Annotated in this window: 14 protein-coding genes; 5 read left to right on the forward strand and 9 right to left on the reverse strand. The window is 62.1% G+C overall.

Going from position 1 to position 18157, the window contains the following annotated elements; all coding sequences use genetic code 11:
- Nucleotides 1-41: 41 nt before the first annotated feature.
- The 3 genes from AX703_RS00375 (at nucleotide 42) to AX703_RS28620 (ending at nucleotide 3031) form a co-directional block, all read left to right on the forward strand.
- Nucleotides 42-953, forward strand: coding sequence for a UDP-2,3-diacylglucosamine diphosphatase (locus AX703_RS00375; RefSeq protein WP_082734323.1), 912 nt, complete (start codon nucleotides 42-44; stop codon nucleotides 951-953).
- A complete protein-coding gene (locus AX703_RS00380) occupies nucleotides 950-2014 on the forward strand; it encodes a glycosyltransferase family 1 protein (protein ID WP_062341805.1) in 1065 nt (354 codons plus the stop codon). The genes AX703_RS00375 and AX703_RS00380 overlap by 4 nt, the downstream gene beginning before the upstream one ends.
- 78 nt (nucleotides 2015-2092) lie before the next feature.
- Nucleotides 2093-3031, forward strand: coding sequence for a DUF481 domain-containing protein (locus AX703_RS28620; protein ID WP_062341807.1), 939 nt, complete (start codon nucleotides 2093-2095; stop codon nucleotides 3029-3031).
- A 7-nt stretch (nucleotides 3032-3038) separates the two neighbouring features.
- Here the strand turns inward: AX703_RS28620 and AX703_RS00390 are convergent, their stop codons facing one another.
- From AX703_RS00390 to AX703_RS00405, 4 genes are all read right to left on the reverse strand, one after another.
- A complete protein-coding gene (locus AX703_RS00390) occupies nucleotides 3039-3845 on the reverse strand; it encodes an outer membrane protein assembly factor BamD (RefSeq protein WP_039333970.1) in 807 nt (268 codons plus the stop codon).
- Between the two features lie 51 nt (nucleotides 3846-3896).
- Complete coding sequence (locus tag AX703_RS00395; protein WP_039333968.1) at nucleotides 3897-4331, reverse strand: Rrf2 family transcriptional regulator; 435 nt, start codon at nucleotides 4329-4331, stop codon at nucleotides 3897-3899.
- 148 nt (nucleotides 4332-4479) lie between these two features.
- Nucleotides 4480-6018 (reverse strand): carboxylesterase/lipase family protein, encoded by a 1539-nt coding sequence (locus AX703_RS00400; RefSeq protein ID WP_231735282.1) that lies wholly within the window; start codon nucleotides 6016-6018, stop codon nucleotides 4480-4482.
- 2 nt (nucleotides 6019-6020) lie between these two features.
- Nucleotides 6021-8234, reverse strand: a complete 2214-nt coding sequence (locus tag AX703_RS00405; protein WP_062341809.1) for a glycoside hydrolase family 3 C-terminal domain-containing protein — start codon at nucleotides 8232-8234, stop codon at nucleotides 6021-6023.
- 244 nt (nucleotides 8235-8478) lie between these two features.
- Here AX703_RS00405 and AX703_RS00410 point away from each other — a divergent pair, with 244 nt between their 5' ends.
- Nucleotides 8479-9483 carry a LacI family DNA-binding transcriptional regulator gene (locus tag AX703_RS00410; protein WP_197423568.1) on the forward strand — a complete coding sequence of 335 codons (1005 nt, stop codon included), beginning with the start codon at nucleotides 8479-8481 and terminating at the stop codon, nucleotides 9481-9483.
- On the opposite strand, the gene AX703_RS00415 is transcribed toward AX703_RS00410, so the two are convergent.
- The 5 genes from AX703_RS00415 to AX703_RS26350 all read right to left on the reverse strand — a co-directional run bounded on the left by AX703_RS00415 (nucleotide 9443) and on the right by AX703_RS26350 (nucleotide 17638).
- On the reverse strand, nucleotides 9443-12850 hold the full coding sequence (locus tag AX703_RS00415; protein WP_062341833.1) for a glycosyl hydrolase: 3408 nt from the start codon (nucleotides 12848-12850) through the stop codon (nucleotides 9443-9445). The two genes, AX703_RS00410 and AX703_RS00415, sit on opposite strands and share 41 nt — an antisense overlap.
- A gap of 40 nt (nucleotides 12851-12890) precedes the next feature.
- Nucleotides 12891-14183: an L-rhamnose catabolism isomerase gene (gene rhaI / locus AX703_RS00420; RefSeq protein ID WP_062341813.1), complete on the reverse strand. Its 1293-nt coding sequence runs from the start codon at nucleotides 14181-14183 to the stop codon at nucleotides 12891-12893.
- Between the two features lie 22 nt (nucleotides 14184-14205).
- The gene (locus tag AX703_RS00425) at nucleotides 14206-16314 is read right to left on the reverse strand and encodes a bifunctional rhamnulose-1-phosphate aldolase/short-chain dehydrogenase (protein WP_062341835.1); all 2109 of its coding nucleotides are present in this window, start codon (nucleotides 16312-16314) and stop codon (nucleotides 14206-14208) included.
- Between the two features lie 154 nt (nucleotides 16315-16468).
- Nucleotides 16469-16846 (reverse strand): cytochrome c family protein, encoded by a 378-nt coding sequence (locus AX703_RS00430; RefSeq protein ID WP_062341837.1) that lies wholly within the window; start codon nucleotides 16844-16846, stop codon nucleotides 16469-16471.
- Between the two features lie 63 nt (nucleotides 16847-16909).
- A complete protein-coding gene (locus AX703_RS26350; protein ID WP_082734321.1) occupies nucleotides 16910-17638 on the reverse strand; it encodes a MarR family winged helix-turn-helix transcriptional regulator in 729 nt (242 codons plus the stop codon).
- Here AX703_RS26350 and AX703_RS00440 point away from each other — a divergent pair.
- Entirely contained in the window at nucleotides 17637-18146 is a 510-nt protein-coding gene (locus AX703_RS00440; RefSeq protein WP_062341815.1) for a DUF3237 domain-containing protein, read from the forward strand. The two genes, AX703_RS26350 and AX703_RS00440, sit on opposite strands and share 2 nt — an antisense overlap.
- Nucleotides 18147-18157 lie beyond the last annotated feature (11 nt).

Below are 18157 nucleotides of genomic sequence, written 5' to 3' on the forward strand. Positions count from 1 at the left end.
GAATCCGCCATTGGCGGCTCCAGATGGAGAAAGGTTCGCTCATGGCATCGCATGCGAAACTCGAGGGCTCGAGGCCGTTCAAATCCGCCGCAGATCTGATTTCGTCTGCTCCAGCGTGGCTCGACCTGCCCGAACCGCGCGGCTTTCGACCCAAGCGCCGCCTGCGCACCGTGTGGATTTCCGATGTCCACCTCGGCACGCGCGGCTGCAACGCAACAATGCTCCTCGATTTCCTCGCAGCCATCGAATGCGAGACGCTGTACCTTGTCGGTGACATTGTCGACGGCTGGCGGTTGAGCAAGGGCTGGTACTGGCCCGATGCGCACAACGAAGTGATCCGGCGCATCCTCAAGATGGCGCACCGAGGCACGCGCGTGATCCTGATAGCCGGCAATCACGACGAGATGCTGCGCCCCTATGCCGGCATGAGCTTTGGCGGGGTGGAACTGGCGCTCGAGACCATTCATGAAACCGCCGATGGACGCCGCCTGCTGGTGACCCATGGTGACGGGTTCGATGGCGTGGTGCTCTATGCGCGCTGGCTGGCGTTTCTGGGCGACAAGGCCTATTCGCTGCTGCTGCGCGCCAACGTGCTGTTCAACATCGCGCGTCGGCACCTCAAGATGCCTTACTGGTCCCTGTCGGCCTACCTGAAGAAGAAGGTCAAGAACGCAGTCCAGTTCGTCTGCGACTTCGAGGAGGCGGTTGCCCATGCCGCACGCGACATAGGCGTGGATGGTGTGGTTTGCGGCCATATCCACTGCGCCGAGATCCGCCAGATCGGCGACATGACCTATTACAACGATGGTGACTGGGTGGAGAGTTGCACGGCGCTTGCCGAAGAGTTCGACGGCAGCATGTCGATCATCGACTGGGCCGAGGACACGCGGCGCGCGGCTGCAGTCAAGGCAGCGCTCAAGCCCATTCCGCAGCTGGAGGAGCAACCGGCATGAGGATCGCGATCTGCACGGATGCCTGGCATCCGCAGGTGAACGGTGTCGTCCGGACCCTTGCGGCAACTGTCGACCGCCTGATCAGGCGAAGTCACGAAATCGAACTGGTCACGCCGAGCCAGTTCCTGACGATGCCGCTGCCTGGCTACAGCGAGATACGCCTCGCCATGCTGCCCCGATTCGGCACGCGGCGCACCCTGGCAGACTTCGCTCCCGACGTTGTGCACATTGCCACGGAAGGCCCGATCGGATGGAGCGCAAGGAGCTGGTGCAAGGCCAATGACGTGCCGTTCACCAGCGCTTTTCATACCCGTTTTCCCGAGTATGCGGCTGTCCGTACCGGCTTGAAAACCGAGCGCTTCTGGCCAGTCATGCGCCGCTTTCATGGTGCGAGCCGAGCGGTATTGGTGTCGACGCCAACGCTGGCCGGTGAACTGGCGAGCCACGGCGTGACGCAGACGCGGCTCTGGACGCGCGGCATCGATCGGGACCTGTTCCATCCTGATCATGATCCATTGCCTGAACTGGCAGATCTGCCACGCCCGATCATGCTCAATGTCGGTCGCGTGGCGATCGAGAAGAACCTGATCGCCTTCCTCGATGCAAATGTGCCCGGCACGAAAGTGGTCGTGGGAGACGGCCCCGCCCTGGCAAGACTGCAGACCCAGTATCCCGCAGCGATCTTCCTGGGCGCGTGCCATGGCGAGCAATTGGCGCGAGCCTATGTTTCGGCCGATGTCTTCGTCTTTCCGAGCAGGACCGACACATTCGGTCTTGTCATGATCGAAGCTCTTGCCTGCGGAGTTCCGGTTGCAGCCTATCCCGTGCCGGGTCCACTCGACATCATCGGGCGTGAGGGGCGCGGCCCGTCCGGTGACCTGCCCATGCAAATCGGCGCTCTGGACGAAGACCTTGGCCTGGCGATCCAGAAGGCCTTGCGCTGCGACCGGATCGGCGCGGCCGTCCAAGGCGCGCGATACAACTGGGATCGAGCGACCGATCAGTTCCTCGAGGCCGTGGGCGACGCCATACGCGAGCCCACTGCACGCGAGTTCGCCTGAAGTCATGTAATCAGACAAAAGGCGGTGGCATCTATCCGGAGTGCCATGCTATGGGCGCGGCCACGGAGACCCGCCCCAATGCTTGCAGATGCCCCGCCCCAACCTGTTGTAATCGCATCGGAAACGAACGAAGCCGCAGCCTCGCGGGAGTTGCCGGCCGGTGTGGCAGATCTGATTGACGCAACACTGGCATCAGGCAATCGCGCCGATGCCGAAGCTGTTATTCGTTCTGCCAAGCTTGCGTTCCCAAATGCCGCAGAAGCGATCGACAAGAGGGTCGCCACACGCAAATCGTCCGGCTTCGCCCTGGTTCCGGCACAAGCGAGGAACGCTAGCGAACCCAAAAGGCCAGAAGCCGCAGGCACACCCGCGAAAGAACCGAAAGTTACCGGCGAAGGGGAAGCAGGAGCATTTGCCAACACCGGCAATGCCCCGGGAATTGGTCTGGTGGGCGGCTTCAAGCTGCTGGCGGAAGGTGCAAACTGGCGCATCGCCACGACTGCCCGTGCAGATTACCAGGAAACGGCTGACGTGGTCACCCGCGAACAATATCGCTTCTCTGCAGAGCCGAACTACAAGTTCGACAGCCGAGGCTATCTCTATGGTCTCGGGCAGTTCGAGCAGGACCGCTTTCAGGGCTTTGCCTCGCGCTACAGCATCTCGGGCGGGTTGGGCTACAGTCTGCTGAAAGCCGATGATGCCAAGCTGAGCGTCAAGGCCGGACCAGCATGGCGCGTGACGAACCCGGTGGATGGCGATCGCGAATCCGTCGTGGCAGGGCTGGCATCGTTGGAGGCCAAGATCAAGCTGACGCCGAGCCTGGAATACAGTCAGGATGCCAGCGCCTATTTCGATGCGCAGGGCAGCACGTTCTATACCCTTGCGGCTCTCGATTCACGACTGATCGGCAAGCTGAAGGCCCGGCTTTCGTACATGGTGCAGCACGAAACTGCACCTGAACTCGGCCGACTCGGCACGGATACGACGAGTCGGCTGACGCTAGTCTACGGGTTCTGAAGCGCGTTCAGGCGGCAGTTGTGCCCGGCGCGTACTTGTTCATCAGATCGTAGGAGCGCTCGTACCATTTGCTGCCCGGGTAATTGGTACCCAGCACTGACGCAGCCTTCTGTGCCTCCTGCGGCAAGCCAAGCGAGAGATAGCTCTCGACCAGGCGGTATAGCGCCTCGGGCGTGTGGCTGGTGCTCTGATACTTTTCAACCACGGTGCGGAAGCGGAGCGTACCGGCCAGCCACTTGCCGCTACGCTGGTACATGCGGCCGATCTCCATTTCCTTGCCGGCAAGGTGATCGTTGATCAGGTCGATCTTGAGCCGTGCGTCGGCAGCATAATCGGTATTGGGATAGCGGCGAACCAGCTCGTTCATCGCGGTCAGCGCCTGCTGCGTGATCTTCTGGTCGCGCGTGACGTCAGAGATCTGCTCGTAATAGCAGAGCGCGACGAGGTAATAGGCGTATGGCGCATCCTTGTTGCCGGGGTGGATCGACAGGAAGCGCTGGGCTGACTGGACCGACTTCGAATAGTCGCGGGCGACATAATAGCTGAATGCGCTCATCAGCTGAGCGCGGCGGGCCCAGGGCGAATAGGGATGCTGACGCTCGACCTCGTCGAACAGTGCGGCGGCCTGCTTCGAATCGCCGCGATCAAGCCGGTCCTTGGCCGCCGTGTAGAGCGTATCGACGTCGCGCGCGACGTAGGCCACGTCCTTCTTCTTGTTTCCTCCGCCCGCACAACCGGCAGTCACGCCCATGGCGACGGTAGCGGCGGCGAGGACGGCGAAGCGCAGCGGGCGGCGCATATCGAGGACGGTCATGCCGACCCTATAGCCAGCCGGTTCCTGAACGCCAAGTGAAGTTGCGGTGTTTTACGCCTCGGTGAAAGGAGGCTCGACCGCAATCGGATCGGCCAGGGTCATGCGATCGAGAATGGCGGCCGTTTCGTCACGCAATTGCAGCATCAATCCGCGCAAGCGGCACTCCGCCTCGGGCAGGCAATTGTTGCAGGTTTCATGGGCATTGCGCGCTGCGCAAGGCACCAGGGCAAGGCTTCCGCGTGTCAACCGGATGATGTCACCATAGCGAATATCGACAGGCGGAAGCGCCAGTTCGTATCCGCCGTCCCGCCCCCGGTGCGAGATGACAATCCCTTCCCTCGCCATTTCGGAAAGGATGACAGTGAGGAACTTGCGCGGGATGTTCTGCGCCTCGGCAATCGCATCCAGACGCACGGGGCCTTGTCCGAACAGGTCGGAGAGATGCTGAAGCGCCCGGATCGTATATCGCGTCTTTTGCGAGAGCATGAGAAAGACATGAACACTCGAACGCGAATGTCAACGCCCTTGGTAGAATTACTGGTGGGGTCTTTTGCACTTTGCCGATAGTCCGGCCCGGTTCCCCGCGGGAACCGGGCCAGCCTGACTCAAGCCCGCCAATACGTCAGCGCAAAGTTCACTTTGCTTCGGCAGTGCTTTCCACGAAATCGAGCCGGGCGCGGTAGGGGTCCTCGACATGCTTCGCGCCACCTTCGGCAATAAGCATGACCCGGGTGTCGTCAGAGGTGGCGGCCGGCCACGCTGGTCCCGGCGTTCCGTGCGTTGCGAAATCGATCCACAGCTTGTGCGTGGTGGTTGCGACCGCTTGCTCGCCAGGGACCATCTTCCACTGCGTCCGGGCTGCAACGGTGTCGAAGACATAGGGCAGTTCGCTGGCGTGCGGCGCGCCCCCCATTGCCTTGCGGAAATCCGGATGGGCATAGTCGAAGCGATAGAGAAAAGCCGCCTGTCCCCGCTTTGCCAGGGCCCTTGCCACGGCACGTGCCGGTTCGATGAACGTGCGATCGGCGCTGGTCATGACCGCAACCTGCAAAGGTGCACCATCGCCAGTCGGATCATAAAGCTTTCGCGCTTCTGCTTCCCGTTCGCCATAGCTGGCAAAGATCTTGGCCTTGTCGGTCCCAAACGGAAGTCCGTCGGCAGAGTTTGCGCCGACCATGATCGGAACCTTGGCATAAAGTCCGGCGGCGATTGCCTCGACCGGGCTGCCGAAAATCGTACGGGCATCGACCATCGGTCCGGAATAGGACGGCTGCGCCATCGTCATCATGGAAAGATCGCCGGTCACCTTCTCCGCCGGCAAGGCGCGCAGCCCTGCTGCGTCGAGACCGGCTGCGAAAGTTTCCCCGGCCTTTGCTGCACCGGCTATGGTTGGCGTCGGCAAGGAGCGTTCGCGCCCGGCACCACTTTCGATGATCACCTTCTGGAACAGCCCACGCGCCTCTGGAGCCTGCAACAGCATGTGCATCGACATGCCGCCTGCGCTTTCCCCAAAGACAGTGACGTTCGCCGGGTCACCGCCAAATCTCTCGGCATTGGCCTTTACCCAGCGGAGCGCCGCGATCTGGTCGAGATAGCCGAAGTTGCCGCCGTACCCCTCTGCCGCCAAGGCCGGATGGGCAAAGAAGCCAAAGCGACCCAGGCGATAGTTCAGGCTGATCAGCACGACGCCATCGCGCGCAAAGTTTTCGCCCGAATAGACCGCAGGGGACGAGCCACCGTTGACGAACCCTCCACCGTGGACCCACACCATCACTGGCAATTTGGCCCCCGGCTTGGCCGATGAGGGTTTCCAGACGTTGACGAAGAGGCAGTCTTCCGATGGCGTGGTGCGGATCGGCGCTGCATCGGGCGGGAATGGTGCCTGAAGGCAATCCGCCCCATACTTGGTGGCATCGCGCACCGAGCTCCATGTCGCCACCGGCTGTGGCTCGCGCCAGCGGTTTTCTCCTACCGGAGGTGCGGCATAGGGAATGCCAAGAAAGGCCGAGACGCCGTTTGCCGCCTGAACGCCGCGAACCGGCCCTGAGGCGGTTTCAACGATCACTTCAGTCGTCATGTCTGAAGACCCGGCTCGCGGCTTGGCAGCATGGCCGACACCTGATGACAGGGCGAAAATTCCGGCACCCAAGGCGAGCGTTGTGATGACACGCATCCTCAATCCTTCCACGTCTTGGCCGGCATTCTGACCTTCACCGGCGTTCCCAGCGTTTCGGCGTCCTTGCCTAGGGCGAAGGTGTATTCGCCAGCCGGCATTGTCCAGCCGCCGTTCTTCCAGTCAGCGAGGATGCGCGGATCGATGGTCAGGCTGACGTTTTGCGATGCGCCTGCGGCGAGGTTCACCCGCTGGAACCCGGCAAGGCGGCGCTTGGCCTGTCCTGCACGGTCGACAAGGTAAAGCTGCGCCACGTCGGCGCCCTCGCGCTTGCCGGTGTTCTTCACCGTGAAGCTTGCGGTCAGGCCCTTCACCTTCAGACCAGCGCTCTCGAAGGTCGTGTACGAAAGGCCGTGGCCAAACGGGAACAGCGGCTTCGCCCCTTGCCTCGCGAACCAGCGGTAGCCGACGTCCGAACCCTCGATGTCATAGTCGGCATTAAGCTTGTCGCTGCCCGAAGATGGCCCGCCGGAAAAGTCGGGTTCGACCCAATCGCTGCCATCTAGCTTGGGCCGTGGCAATTGCGCTTCGCTGGCCGGGAAGGTCAGAGGCAGGCGGCCCGAAGGGTTGGTGTCACCGAACAGCACCGATGCGATCGCCGGCCCGCCGCGTGCGCCGGGATACCAAGCCTCGATGACGCCCGCGACCTTGTCCAGCCAAGGCATCTTCACCGGCCCGCCTGTTTCCAGGACAACGATGGTGTTGGGATTGGCGGCGGCGACCGCTGCGATGAGTTCATCCTGACCGTCAGGCAGCGACAGATCGGGGACGTCGAGGCCTTCCGTGGTCCACTGCGTCGCAAAGACGATGGCGACTTCCGACTGCTTGGCCTTCTCCACTGCATCGGCAATGTAGCGCCCGTCACGGAAGGTCACCTTGGCGTCCTTGGCCAGGGCCTGAATCGCGTCCATCGGGCTGGAGCGGTGGTACTGCTGGGCAATGAAACCGGCCCACACACCCTTGCCGCCAATAGGACGGGTCACGGCAGGGCCGCCTTCGCCATGCACCTGGCTCGAACCTGCGCCCGAAAGCACGCCGCCATCGGCATAGCCACCGATGATCGCGATCGACTTTGCCGACTTGGCCAGCGGGAGTGCGCCGTTGTTCTTGAGCAGCACGATACCCTGTTTGGCAACTTCCTCCGCCACCGCGCCATTGGCTGCGAAATCGATCTTGCCGCCGGCCTTGACCGGGCTCCTGTCGAGGCCCGAGGCATAAATCGCGGTTAGCACGCGGCGGTTCATGTCATCGAGCCGCGCTTTCCACGCGGGGTCTGCCGCCGCCTTGTCCTTGAGCTTGTCACCGAAGAACACGGCCGGATCGAGCTGCTCGCCCGACTGCTGGTCAAGCCCCTTCAGCGCCGCGTCGATATTCGGCACCGCGCCCCAGTCGGACATCACGAAGCCCTTGTAGCCCCACGACCCTTTCAGCACCTTGTTGAGCAGCCAGTCGTTGGCGCAAGCCTGTTCGCCCCACGCGCGGTTGTAGGCGCACATCACCGAGCCGGGCTGGCCCTGTTCGATACCGATCTGGAAGGCGAGCAAGTCGCTCTCGCGCGCGGCGCCTTCGCTGATCTTGACGTCAACATACTTGCGCCCGGTCTCCTGCCCGTTCAGCGCGAAGTGCTTGATCGTCGAGATGATGTTGTTCGACTGGATGCCGCGGATCGCTGCGCCTACCAGAATGCCCGAAAGCAGCGGATCTTCGGCAAGATATTCGAAAGTCCGGCCATTGCGCGGATCGCGCATCAGGTTGACACCGCCTGCCAGCAGCACGTTGAAGCCCTTGGCCCGCGCCTCCGATCCAATCATCGCGCCGCCGCGATACATCAGGTCCGGGTTCCACGAAGCCGCCTGCGCGACGCCAGAGGGCAGCGCCGTCGCCCCGTCCTTGCGGATGCCCATGACGTAGGACACCCCAAGGCTGGCATCGGTTTCCTTCAGCGCCGGCACGCCAAGGCGTTCGATCCCCGGAATATAGCCGGCACCGGCAATCGCATCGGAAGGGATCGGAGGGGTCGGCCCGCCCAAGGGCAGCGGCATGATGCCATGCGTCAGCACCACCTTCTCGTCCGCCGTCATCTGTTTCACCGTCGCCGCAGCGCGCGCGTCGGCCGCCTTCATGTCCACGACTGGCGCCTGCTGGGCCCGGGTGTCCGTCGTGCCAGCAACCACCATCGTGCTCGCCGCCACCAAGAGGCGCCACACCTTCGACATCCATTGTCTCCTGAATTTCACAGCGGATTGACCACTCGATAGCCGTGGACGTGCCAGAGTATTGGCAGCGCTGTCAAGCGGCTCACGTAGAAACCTCGATGCGTAAAATAGGGTCCTTGTGATGCGCACACGCACAGACTAGGTTTCAAATTGAGAATGTTCGCAGAGCGGTTTCCATCCCTCTATTGTCACAAAGAGAAGCATGACCCCCCTGACCTTTCCGGCGAATTCCGCGCGGGCCACCATGGACGATGTGGCACGTCTTTCAGGCGTGTCGTTGAAAAGCGTGTCTCGCGTCATCAATGGCGAGCCTCACGTGTCGGCAAACCTGCGCGCCAAGGTCGAGGCTGCAATTGCAGAACTGAACTATGTCCCTGATGCCGCTGCTCGTTCGCTGGCCGGATCACGCACCTTCATCATTGGCCTGCTGCTGGACAATCCCAGCCCGCACTACACCATGAAAATCCAGAAGGGCGTCTACGACGTCGTACGTTCCCACCAGTATCACCTGCGCATCGACAATGTCGATTCCACCGTACCGGACGAACAATTTTCCGCGCAGTTGGAAGCCCTTATTCGTAACAATCGCTGCGATGGGTTCGTATTGACGCCCCCGCTGTCGGACAATCTGCTTCTCCTGGACTTTCTTGAGGCGCGCAAGATCCGCTATGTCCGGATCGCCCCCGCGCTCGACAATGCTCGTGGCCCTGGAATTGCCATCGACGACGCTGCTGCGGCGGCGGCAATGGCCCAGCATCTGTGGGATCTTGGCCACCGCCGCTTCGCAGTCATGCGGGGCCCCGCATCGCACATGGCCGCTGCCCGGAGACGCGACGGTTTCATCGCGGAACTGGAACGGCTGGGCAGCGCCACCCCGATCATCGACGCCGATGGCGGGTTTTCTTTTGAAGGCGGTATTGCTGCAGGCGAAACTTTGATCGCTCAGAGCCCCAGGCCAACCGCCGTCTTCGCCTGCAATGACGACAGCGCTGCTGGCGTGATGGCCGCATGTTCGAAGGCAGGATTGAAGGTGCCGGACGACATCTCTGTCTGCGGCTTCGACGACAGCTGGATTGCGCGGTCAGTCTGGCCCTATCTGACGACCGTGTATCAGCCGATCGAGGAAATGGGCCAGGCTGCCGCCGCCCTCCTGCTCAGGAGAGATGAGCAGGAAGGCAAGATTTCCCAGCTTGGGTTCCAGTTGGTGATCAGGGATTCGACTGCCCCACCCCCGCAGACTCAAGTGTAACCGGGCCGATCAGGCCCGAAGGGCGGAGCGCGGTGTCGGCACGATAGGTTGGGAACGACGTCCACGTGACCTTTTCCGCACCGGGTTGCGCATCGCCGATCAGGCGATTGACCCAGAGGTTGGCGACCTTCACCTCCACCGAATTCACGCCCTTCCTCACCACACCGGACAAATCGACCCGGTAGGGCTTGTGCCAGGCATAGCCAACGTGCTTGCCATTGACCGACACCTCGGCGATCTCGCCCACTTCGCCGAGATTTAGCCAAAGTGGCGCGCCAGCGTTCACGCTCTTGGGCAAGGTGAAGCTGCTGGTGTAGGTCGCCATGCCCGAGAAGTACCTGACGCCCTGTTCAGCCTGATCGCTCAGCGATGCCAGTTTCGGCAAGGTGATGCCTGCCGGTGCGCCACGGCCTGCCTGGAAAGCGACCTGCCAGGGCCTGTCCAGCGTCGCCACAGCCGTAGGCACCGCCTTCTTGATCATCAGCGAGTTGGCCTTGGCGGGCTTACGGAACACGACGAAGACGGAACTCTCTGCGCCGAGCGTCAGCGGGACGATCGTCTCACCGTTCTCGATGCGGTAGGATACAGGCTCGGAACGCCCGCTATCCGCGTACCACAACTCTGGTTGCTTTCCAGTGACGCGGAAACGCGCCTCTACGCGCTCATCCACCGTCTTGCGGTTGTTCAGAAACCACAGATCGCCGTCACCCAGGGCGCGATGAACGAACAGTACCTGAGCATCCGCACTTGCTCCGGACATTCTGAAATCGGGCGACACACCTGCTTTCGCAAGCGCAGCGTCGATATCGGCAGAGGCGATGACCTGCCCTGCCCCAAGCCGCGTCACCGGTGCCCCGGACCACAGCTTCGCGACCAGCGCGGCGAAGTCCGCCTTGCCGTCCGCCAGTGCAGGCGAGCTTTCGGGTGCGTGGCCGACGACGGTTGCGCCCGCTTCAACAAGCGTGGCGAGGCGCCGCAAGGTTGCGACGGTCATGCGCCGGCTCGATCCGCCAAGCTGGATCGCCTTGTAACGCGCCCCGCCCTTGGCGACTATTTCTCCATCCTGGACCTCGATCGCATCGAAAAGCGCGTCGCGGTTGATGAAATCATAGGCATGTGCCAATGGTGCGTCACCGATCGGCTTGCGCCCATAAAGCGCAGTGAGCGGCCCCTCCTCGCCATAGAAATAGGCGACGTCTGCAACGTTGCGGCCTGCCTGCAACAGCAGAGAGGACCGCGCCATGTAATCAACCCAAGGCCGGGCAAGTTCAGCCCACGCCTCATGGCGGTTGAAGAACTGGCCGAAGAAGGCCAACGAAAGGCCCGGCACCTTGTCGTCAACCGGTTGATGCACCGAGGTGTGCACGACCGGGCGGTTGACGCCGCTGGCGAATTCCAGATCGATGATGCGGCGCAATTCGTTGGGAGCGTAGGCCCAAGGCGCCAAGGCTGACGTCATCGATTCTGCCGCGACGATGTTCTGGCCATAGACATGCGCCACCGAGGCAGCGCCTTTCATGTCGGCAAGGTAGCTGGGGTTGGGCCCGGCCTTGCGGCCGAAGGTCCACAAGGCGGACATCGGCACATCTGCATGACTGCGCATTGCCATGTCGTCGCCAAGCGAAGGACGGTTGTCCTCGAGAGCCTCCCCATAGACCTTCAGGCCGTTCTCGTGCGCCACTTGCGCAACCGTTCCGTAGTGTTCCGATGCCATGAGATCGGCGAGAGTCTGGCGGTAATCGCGCAGGAACTTGTCCGACTGCTCGCGCGTGCCGACCAATATGCCGGCAAGCGTCGGCAGGTAAGGCATCGGGTCATAGCCGCGCAGGCGCTTGAACTGCTCGATCATGCGCGGCGTCCAATTGGCCGCCCCCACTTCAATGGAATCCGTCAGCAGAGCGCGAACACCGCGCTTGCCGACGAGATCCTCGCCCGCCGCATCCTTATACGTGCCGATGTAGTGCTCGAGATAGCGACGAACGGCAGCACCGTCGAACTTGTCGACTTCGAGGCCCGTCGCCTCGGGCGGCGCGGGATGATTGGTTGTGCCAAGCAGGCTAGATCCAAGACGGATCACGCGCCATTTCCCCTTGGGCGGGGTCCAATCGAGTGAGCCGTCAGGACGCATCTTGCCTGTCAGGTCGACGATCCTCAAAGGGTCAACGCCAACGGCCGCCCTGTCTGGTTCGCCGAGCGCGTCGTAATCCCGTGCGATCGCATAGCCTGCCTTGGCTTCAAACTGATCGATTATGGTTTCGGAGGTCAGGCGGAATTGCTTGATCTCGAGCGGCGCCTTCGCGCTAGCCGCGATCATGTCGACAAAACCGCCAACGACGACACCGGGTGTGGGATCGCCCAAATTGGAGCCATTGAATGGCAGGGGTACGAAAACCAGACGGAAATGCCGCGCGGTTACCGGCTCGAAACTGACTGTGGACGGGGCGCCGGTCACCGGCATGCTTGCAACAGGCTGCCATGTGGTGCCGTCGTTGCTGGCCTCGAGGCGAATGTCGAGAGTCGGCCCGGCAAACATGCTTTTCGCACCGGGAATGGCGATCGTCGCAGAGCGTATCGCCTGTGGCTTGGCGTAGCTCGCCACCAGAGTGGTTGGCGCCTCCGCCGGACCGCGCGGCAAGGTCACGCCAGTCTGCAGGCTGGCATCCGCCAGTGCCGCGGCGGAGATCGGCTTGCCATCTGAACTGAAGGAGGGAAGCACATCTTCCGCTGCCGTATCCGGCAGTGCGAGCACTGCAATATCGCTATATAGCCCGGGGGCCTCGAAGCCATGTTCGCCGGTGATCGAAGCCAGCGGGTCTGAATCGGGCATGTCGAGGAAAGGGCCGGTCGTGACCGGGGGCATAGGCAACTTGCCCGTGAAACGCTTTCCACCCTTGAGCCGCATTTCAGCCCAAACGACCTTTTTCAGACCGTCTTCCGGCTTTACCCAAGGACCACCCGTTTCCGACCAGCCCGGCGAGGCTGCAATGGCAAGTTCAAGGCCCAATCGGTCGGCCTCGCTGGCGGCGAAGCGGAAGGCGTCCTTCCATTCCGGCGTCATGTATACGAGACGCTTGCCCACGACCTGTGGGGTCTGGAGTCCTGCATCGAAGTTCTGCAGGCCGCCAATGCCGACGCGCTTCATCCAATCGAGATCCTTGGCGATCCCGTCCTTGGTGACATTGCCGTTCATCCAGTGCCACCATACGCGCGGGCGCGCTTCCATTGGCGGATCCTGGAATTGCTGGGCAAGCGGATCAGGATTCGTTGCCCCCTGCTCGGCCGTAGGCGCCTCGGCAAAGGCAACCGGAGAGAGCAGCGTGCTGCAGGCAAGGATCGCTGCGACTGAAATGCGCCTGCGAATGTTCATCATCTTCTCTCCAGACCTGTTCTTTTTATGGAATAGCAAATCAGACGATGCCGGCGCCCAGCCCCACGGCCTTGCGCTCCTGCGCCTTGCGGCCCCGGTACTGGCTGAGGCGATAGGCTTCGAGCACATCGATGGCGCCACCGGCTTCCATCCGCGCCTTTGCCAGGATCGGCGCAACGTCGACATTGTAGGCGCGGCGAAGGGCCTGGAAGGCCATCATCGTGTCGTTGGCTTCCTGCGCCGCATGGAGCGCCTCGCGGTCCACCAGTTGCGCCTTGGCGAAGCACTGGGTGATCGTCTCGGCGCTCGAAAGCATGGACTTGATCGGGTCAGTCACATTGTGCGACTGGTCGATCATGTAGCTGGGGTTAAAGCCATCACGCGGATTCAGCTCAGCCTCGACCAGTTCGTTGAACACCAGGAACAGCTGGTGCGGGTTGATCGAGCCGCTGTCGAGGTCGTCGTCGCCATACTTGCTGTCATTGAAGTGAAATCCGCCGAGTTTGCCGAAGCGGTGCAGACGGGCAACGATCTGTTCGATGTTCACGTTCGGCGCATGATGGCCGAGGTCGACAAGGCACTTTGCCTTCGGGCCCAGTTCCTGCGCGGCAAGGATCGAGGAACCCCAGTCGCTGATCACGGTCGAATAGAATGCCGGCTCGAACATCTTGTGCTCGAGCAGCATCCGCCAGTCATCGGGAAGCGCCGCATAGATCTTCGAGGCGGCTTCCAGATAGCGGTCGAGGCTGCGCCCCAGATCCTGCTGACCGGGGAAGTTGGTGCCGTCACCTACCCACACCGTCAGGTCGGTAGAGCCGAGCTGGCGCCCGATCTCGATGCACTCGATATTGTGATCCACCGCCTGCTGGCGCGTGGCAGCATCCTGCGCGGAGAGCGAGCCGTTGGCGTAAGTGTGCGCCTGCCCCACCTGATCCTGAAAGGTGTTGGAATTCACCGCATCCCAGCCAAGGCCAAGAGCCGCTGCTTCTTCACGGAGCGCCGTGAAATCGCTGACCTTGTCCCATGGAAAGTGCGGGGACACGCGAGGGGTGACGCGGCTGAGCTGCTGGATGACCGCGCAGTCTTCCAGCTTTTCGTGGATGTTGGTCGGCTCACCGGCGATCGGGAACTTGGCAAAGCGCGTGCCGCCGCGCCCTGCGCCCCACGACGGCACGGCGACCGAGAAGCCCGCCACGCGGTCCTTGATCGCGTCGATGTCGATACCTGTGCGCGACAGCTTGCGGCCAAGTGCTGCGTAATCCTCCTCCAGCGCCTCGGCGTGAAGGGCATTGCGTTCGGCGATCAGGTCCGCCGAGATGGGCAGTTTGGTCATCTCTTCATCCTCTCCCGGAGACTTAGCGCGTGAAGGCCTGCGCGTTGCCCGCGTCGACATTGATCATGTTGCCGGTGGACTTTGCGCTCATGTCCGAGCCGAGGAAATAGACGGCTTCGGCAATGTCTTCAGGCAGCACGTCGCGCTTTAGCATCGAGCGCTGGCGGTAGTGTTCTTCCAGTTCCTTGCCGCTGTCGATGCCGTGGGCCCCTGCGCGCTCCTTGCGCCAGTCGCCGTCCCAGATCTTGCTGCCCTTGATGACGGCGTCCGGGTTCACGGTGTTGACGCGAATGCCGTGAGGCGCACCTTCCAGCGCAAGGCAGCGCGCGAGGTGGTTCGCGGCGGCCTTGGCCGAGGCATAAGCGCTGGCATTTGTCGCCGCAGCAACGCCGTTCTTCGAACCGATGAAGACGACCGACGCACCGCCCTGCTCCTTCATCCGCTTCATCAGCGGCCAGGCCGCCTTGGCGGTAAGGAAGTAGCCCTGCGCCAGCACATCGTAGTTGCGGTTCCACAACTCGATAGTGGTTTCCTCGATCGGTGCGGACGAGGCGATGCCGGCGTTGGCGACGAGAATGTCGAGACCACCGAACTCGCGCGCCGCCACATCGATTGCAGCTTTGACCTGCGCTTCATCGGTCACGTCACATACTGCCGCTCGTACGACGTCCTTGCCGAACTGCCTGGCAAAACCGGCGCGCACTTCCTCCACCGCATCGGCCGCGCGATCCGCCAGCACCACGCAGGCACCTTCGCGCAGCAGGCGAGCGGCAGAGGCGGCGCCGATGCCCCCTGCCCCGCCGGTGACCAGCGCGATCTTGCCGACCAGAGGCTTGGGCGCCGGCATGCGCTGCAGCTTGGCTTCCTCGAGAAGCCAGTACTCGATATCGAAGGCTTCCTGCTCATCGAGCGCGATGTAGTCGCCAATCGCCTCGGCGCCGCGCATCACGTTGATGGCATTGCCGTAGAATTCACCCGCGAGGCGGGCAGTCGTCTTGTCGGTGGCAAAGGTGATGCGACCGACGCCGGGCACCAGCACTACGACCGGGTTGGAATCACGCATCGCAGGCGAGTTGGGCCGCTTGCAGCGCTCATAATACGCCGCATACATCTCGCGATAGTCGGTGATCTTCTGCGCCAGATAGGCATCGTCCTGCAGGCGCGCCGGATCGAGAGTGAGCGGTGCGATTTTGGTGCGCAGGAAGTGATCGGGGCATGACGTCCCCAGGGCAGCGAGGCGCTCGAAGTCGGCCGAGCCTGTGAATTCCAGCGCCTCGGCGTCGTCCGAGAAGTGGCCGAGCTTCTGGCGCGCGCCGGTCATGAAGCCGCGCAGGCGGGGCATGAGGTCGGCGGCAATGGCCGCGCGATCCGGGTTCGGCGCAACCTTCTGGCCGCCGAAAGCAGGTGCGCTGCCAAGCTTGGCGTTCAGGTAGTTTGCACCGTCAGCAATCAGCTGCACGGTGTGCTCGTAGCAGGCCTTGGCGCTGTCGGCCCAGCAGATAATCCCGTGGCCCGCCAGCATCACGCCTTCAACTTGCGGGTTCGCCTTCACGTAATCACGCAGCATCACGCCCAGGGTGTAGCCGGGGCGCTTCCACGGCAGCCAACCGATCTTGCCGCCCCAGATTTCCTGCGTTGCCGCTTCACCGCCTGAGGACGCTGCCAGCGCGATGATCGCGTCGGGGTGGACGTGATCGACATGGGCAAACGGCAGCAACGAATGCAGCGGCGTGTCGATGCTGGCCGCGCGGCCGTTCAGATTGAAGGTACAGTGCGGCAGGAAGCCGACCATCTTGTCGTCATCGTCGGGGCCTGAATAGTGCGCCTCGAGGCCCAGCAGCTTGGCCTGATAGAGCGTGGCAAAGCCATCGAGCTTCATCGACCCGATGTCGCCGCCCGAACCCTTGACCCACAAAAGTTCAACCTTCTCGCCCGTAAGCGGATCGACCTCCGCGATCTTGGCCGAGGTATTCCCGCCGCCGAAGTTCGTCACCGTCAGGTCGCTGCCGAGCAGGTTCGAGCGATAGAGCAGCAGTTCGGCCGGGCCGAGCTTCGAAGCGACCGCATCGTCCCAACGGCTGGCAGGCACGGCGAATGGAAGGGCGGCGGTAATCCGGGTGTGGGCGTTCATGGCATCCTGCAGACTGTTGCGCGATCTCGCGGTCGGCGACTCAGTAGCACTTTGCGCAAAAACGATCAAGAATGATCATTTATGATTGTTTTAATATTGGGCACAAAAATGCCCCGCACCGATGAGTGCGAGGCTCTTTGCGGTTAAGTTGCAATCAGCGCGCTGACTGCTCCAGGAATGCGATGAGATCGGCGCGGTCCTGCGCATTTGTCAGCGGAGGAAAGGCCATTCGGTTGCCCGGTGCGAACTTCGCCGGACCAGCCAGAAACGCGTCCAGCGACTGAGCATCCCAGACGACGGCCTTGTCCTTGAGGGCCTGCGAATAATTGAAGTTCGGCATGGTGCCAGACGTACGGCCCACCACGCCCTTCAGCGACGGACCGAGCCGGGTCGCACCGGTGTTCAGGTCATGACAGGCGGCGCAGCGGGCGTACACGGTCTTGCCCCTGACCGGATCCCCAGATGCCTGCTGTGCCATCGCGCTGCCGGCAATGGCGAACGAAGCGGCGGCGATTAGTGCGATTGGCTTCATGAAGCGGAATCCTTTGGTCATCATGGCATTATGCCTGCCAAGGCATGTCCCGCTGCTGAACGATCAATCCTTTGCAGGCGCCGTCAGATACAGCTTCATCAATATCCGGAAAAGCTCGGACTTTTCACGCGCTGTGAGCTTCGAGGTCAATTCCATCTCGTGCTCGGCAATGGCCAGACGCGAACGGGCAAGCACCTCGCGGCCTTCATCGGTCAACCACAGGCCTCCGGCTCTTCTGTCCAGCTTCGAAGGCTCGTTCACCACAAAGCCGTTCTTGATCAACTGGCGCACGAACTGATGCACGGTGGGGCGTTCGATCTGGAAAAACTTTGAAAGATCGGTCTGCTTCAAACCGGGATTGGCATTGACCAGCCAAAGGATGGCCACCTGCTTCGGCGTGACGCTCATCGTGTCCAGCCGCTTTTCCAGCCGCGTGACGAATAGCGTGTTGACGGTGCCGATGTGCAGGCCAAGAACGGAGTCGAGATCGTCGAGATCCAGTTCAGGTACGACGGATTGTCGGTTGATCACTGCCGTAGCCACGGATATTCCTTCCAACGCTGGCGCACAAAGCCCCTGTGAGGGGCCGAATTGCAGGCAGAGATCGCGCTGCGTCCGGCTCCTTCCATTAGTAACACAAACAAATTCTGCAATGCCTTTTGTGCAATGCACATTGCGGCATGGCGCCCGATTGGAGGATGACAATCGCATAAAATGCGACCAACAACAATTACGGCGATTGCACATGACTGGAGCGATGGTGGTGTCCCGAAGAATCTTTCTCGCAGGCATGGCTGCACTCTTTGCGAATCCGGCCGCTTACGCCGATGCGGGGCCCAGCACCCCTGCCCCGACTCTCGCGTACGCGTTCACTGTTCAGGCCTCCCTCGCTCCTCCGGTTGAGCAAGGTGAAATCGATACCGGGCGCAAGCGCTTCATCCCGATAACCGGCGGCACGGTGAGTGGGCCGGCGCTCACCGGGCAAGTACTGCCTGGCGGTGGAGATTGGCAGGAAATCCTCCCTGGCGGTCTCACTTCGATAGAGGCGCGCTATTTTCTGAAGGCTACGGACGGAACGGTGATCGAAGTGACCAATCCGGGAGTCCGTACGGCAGCGCCGGAGATTATCGAAAAGCTCGCCAACGGAGAAAAGGTCGATCCTTCCGCCTACTATTTCCGCACAACGCCGCGCTTCTCCGTGCGCTCAGGTCCGCACGAATGGATGCGGCGCAAGGTGTTCGTCGCTCGCGGCATTCGCAAGCCTGATGGCGTCGTGATCGACTTTTACACGGTGGAATAGCGAAAGACGGC

This window comes from Novosphingobium sp. CCH12-A3 (assembly GCF_001556015.1).
Lineage (GTDB): Bacteria > Pseudomonadota > Alphaproteobacteria > Sphingomonadales > Sphingomonadaceae > Novosphingobium > Novosphingobium subterraneum.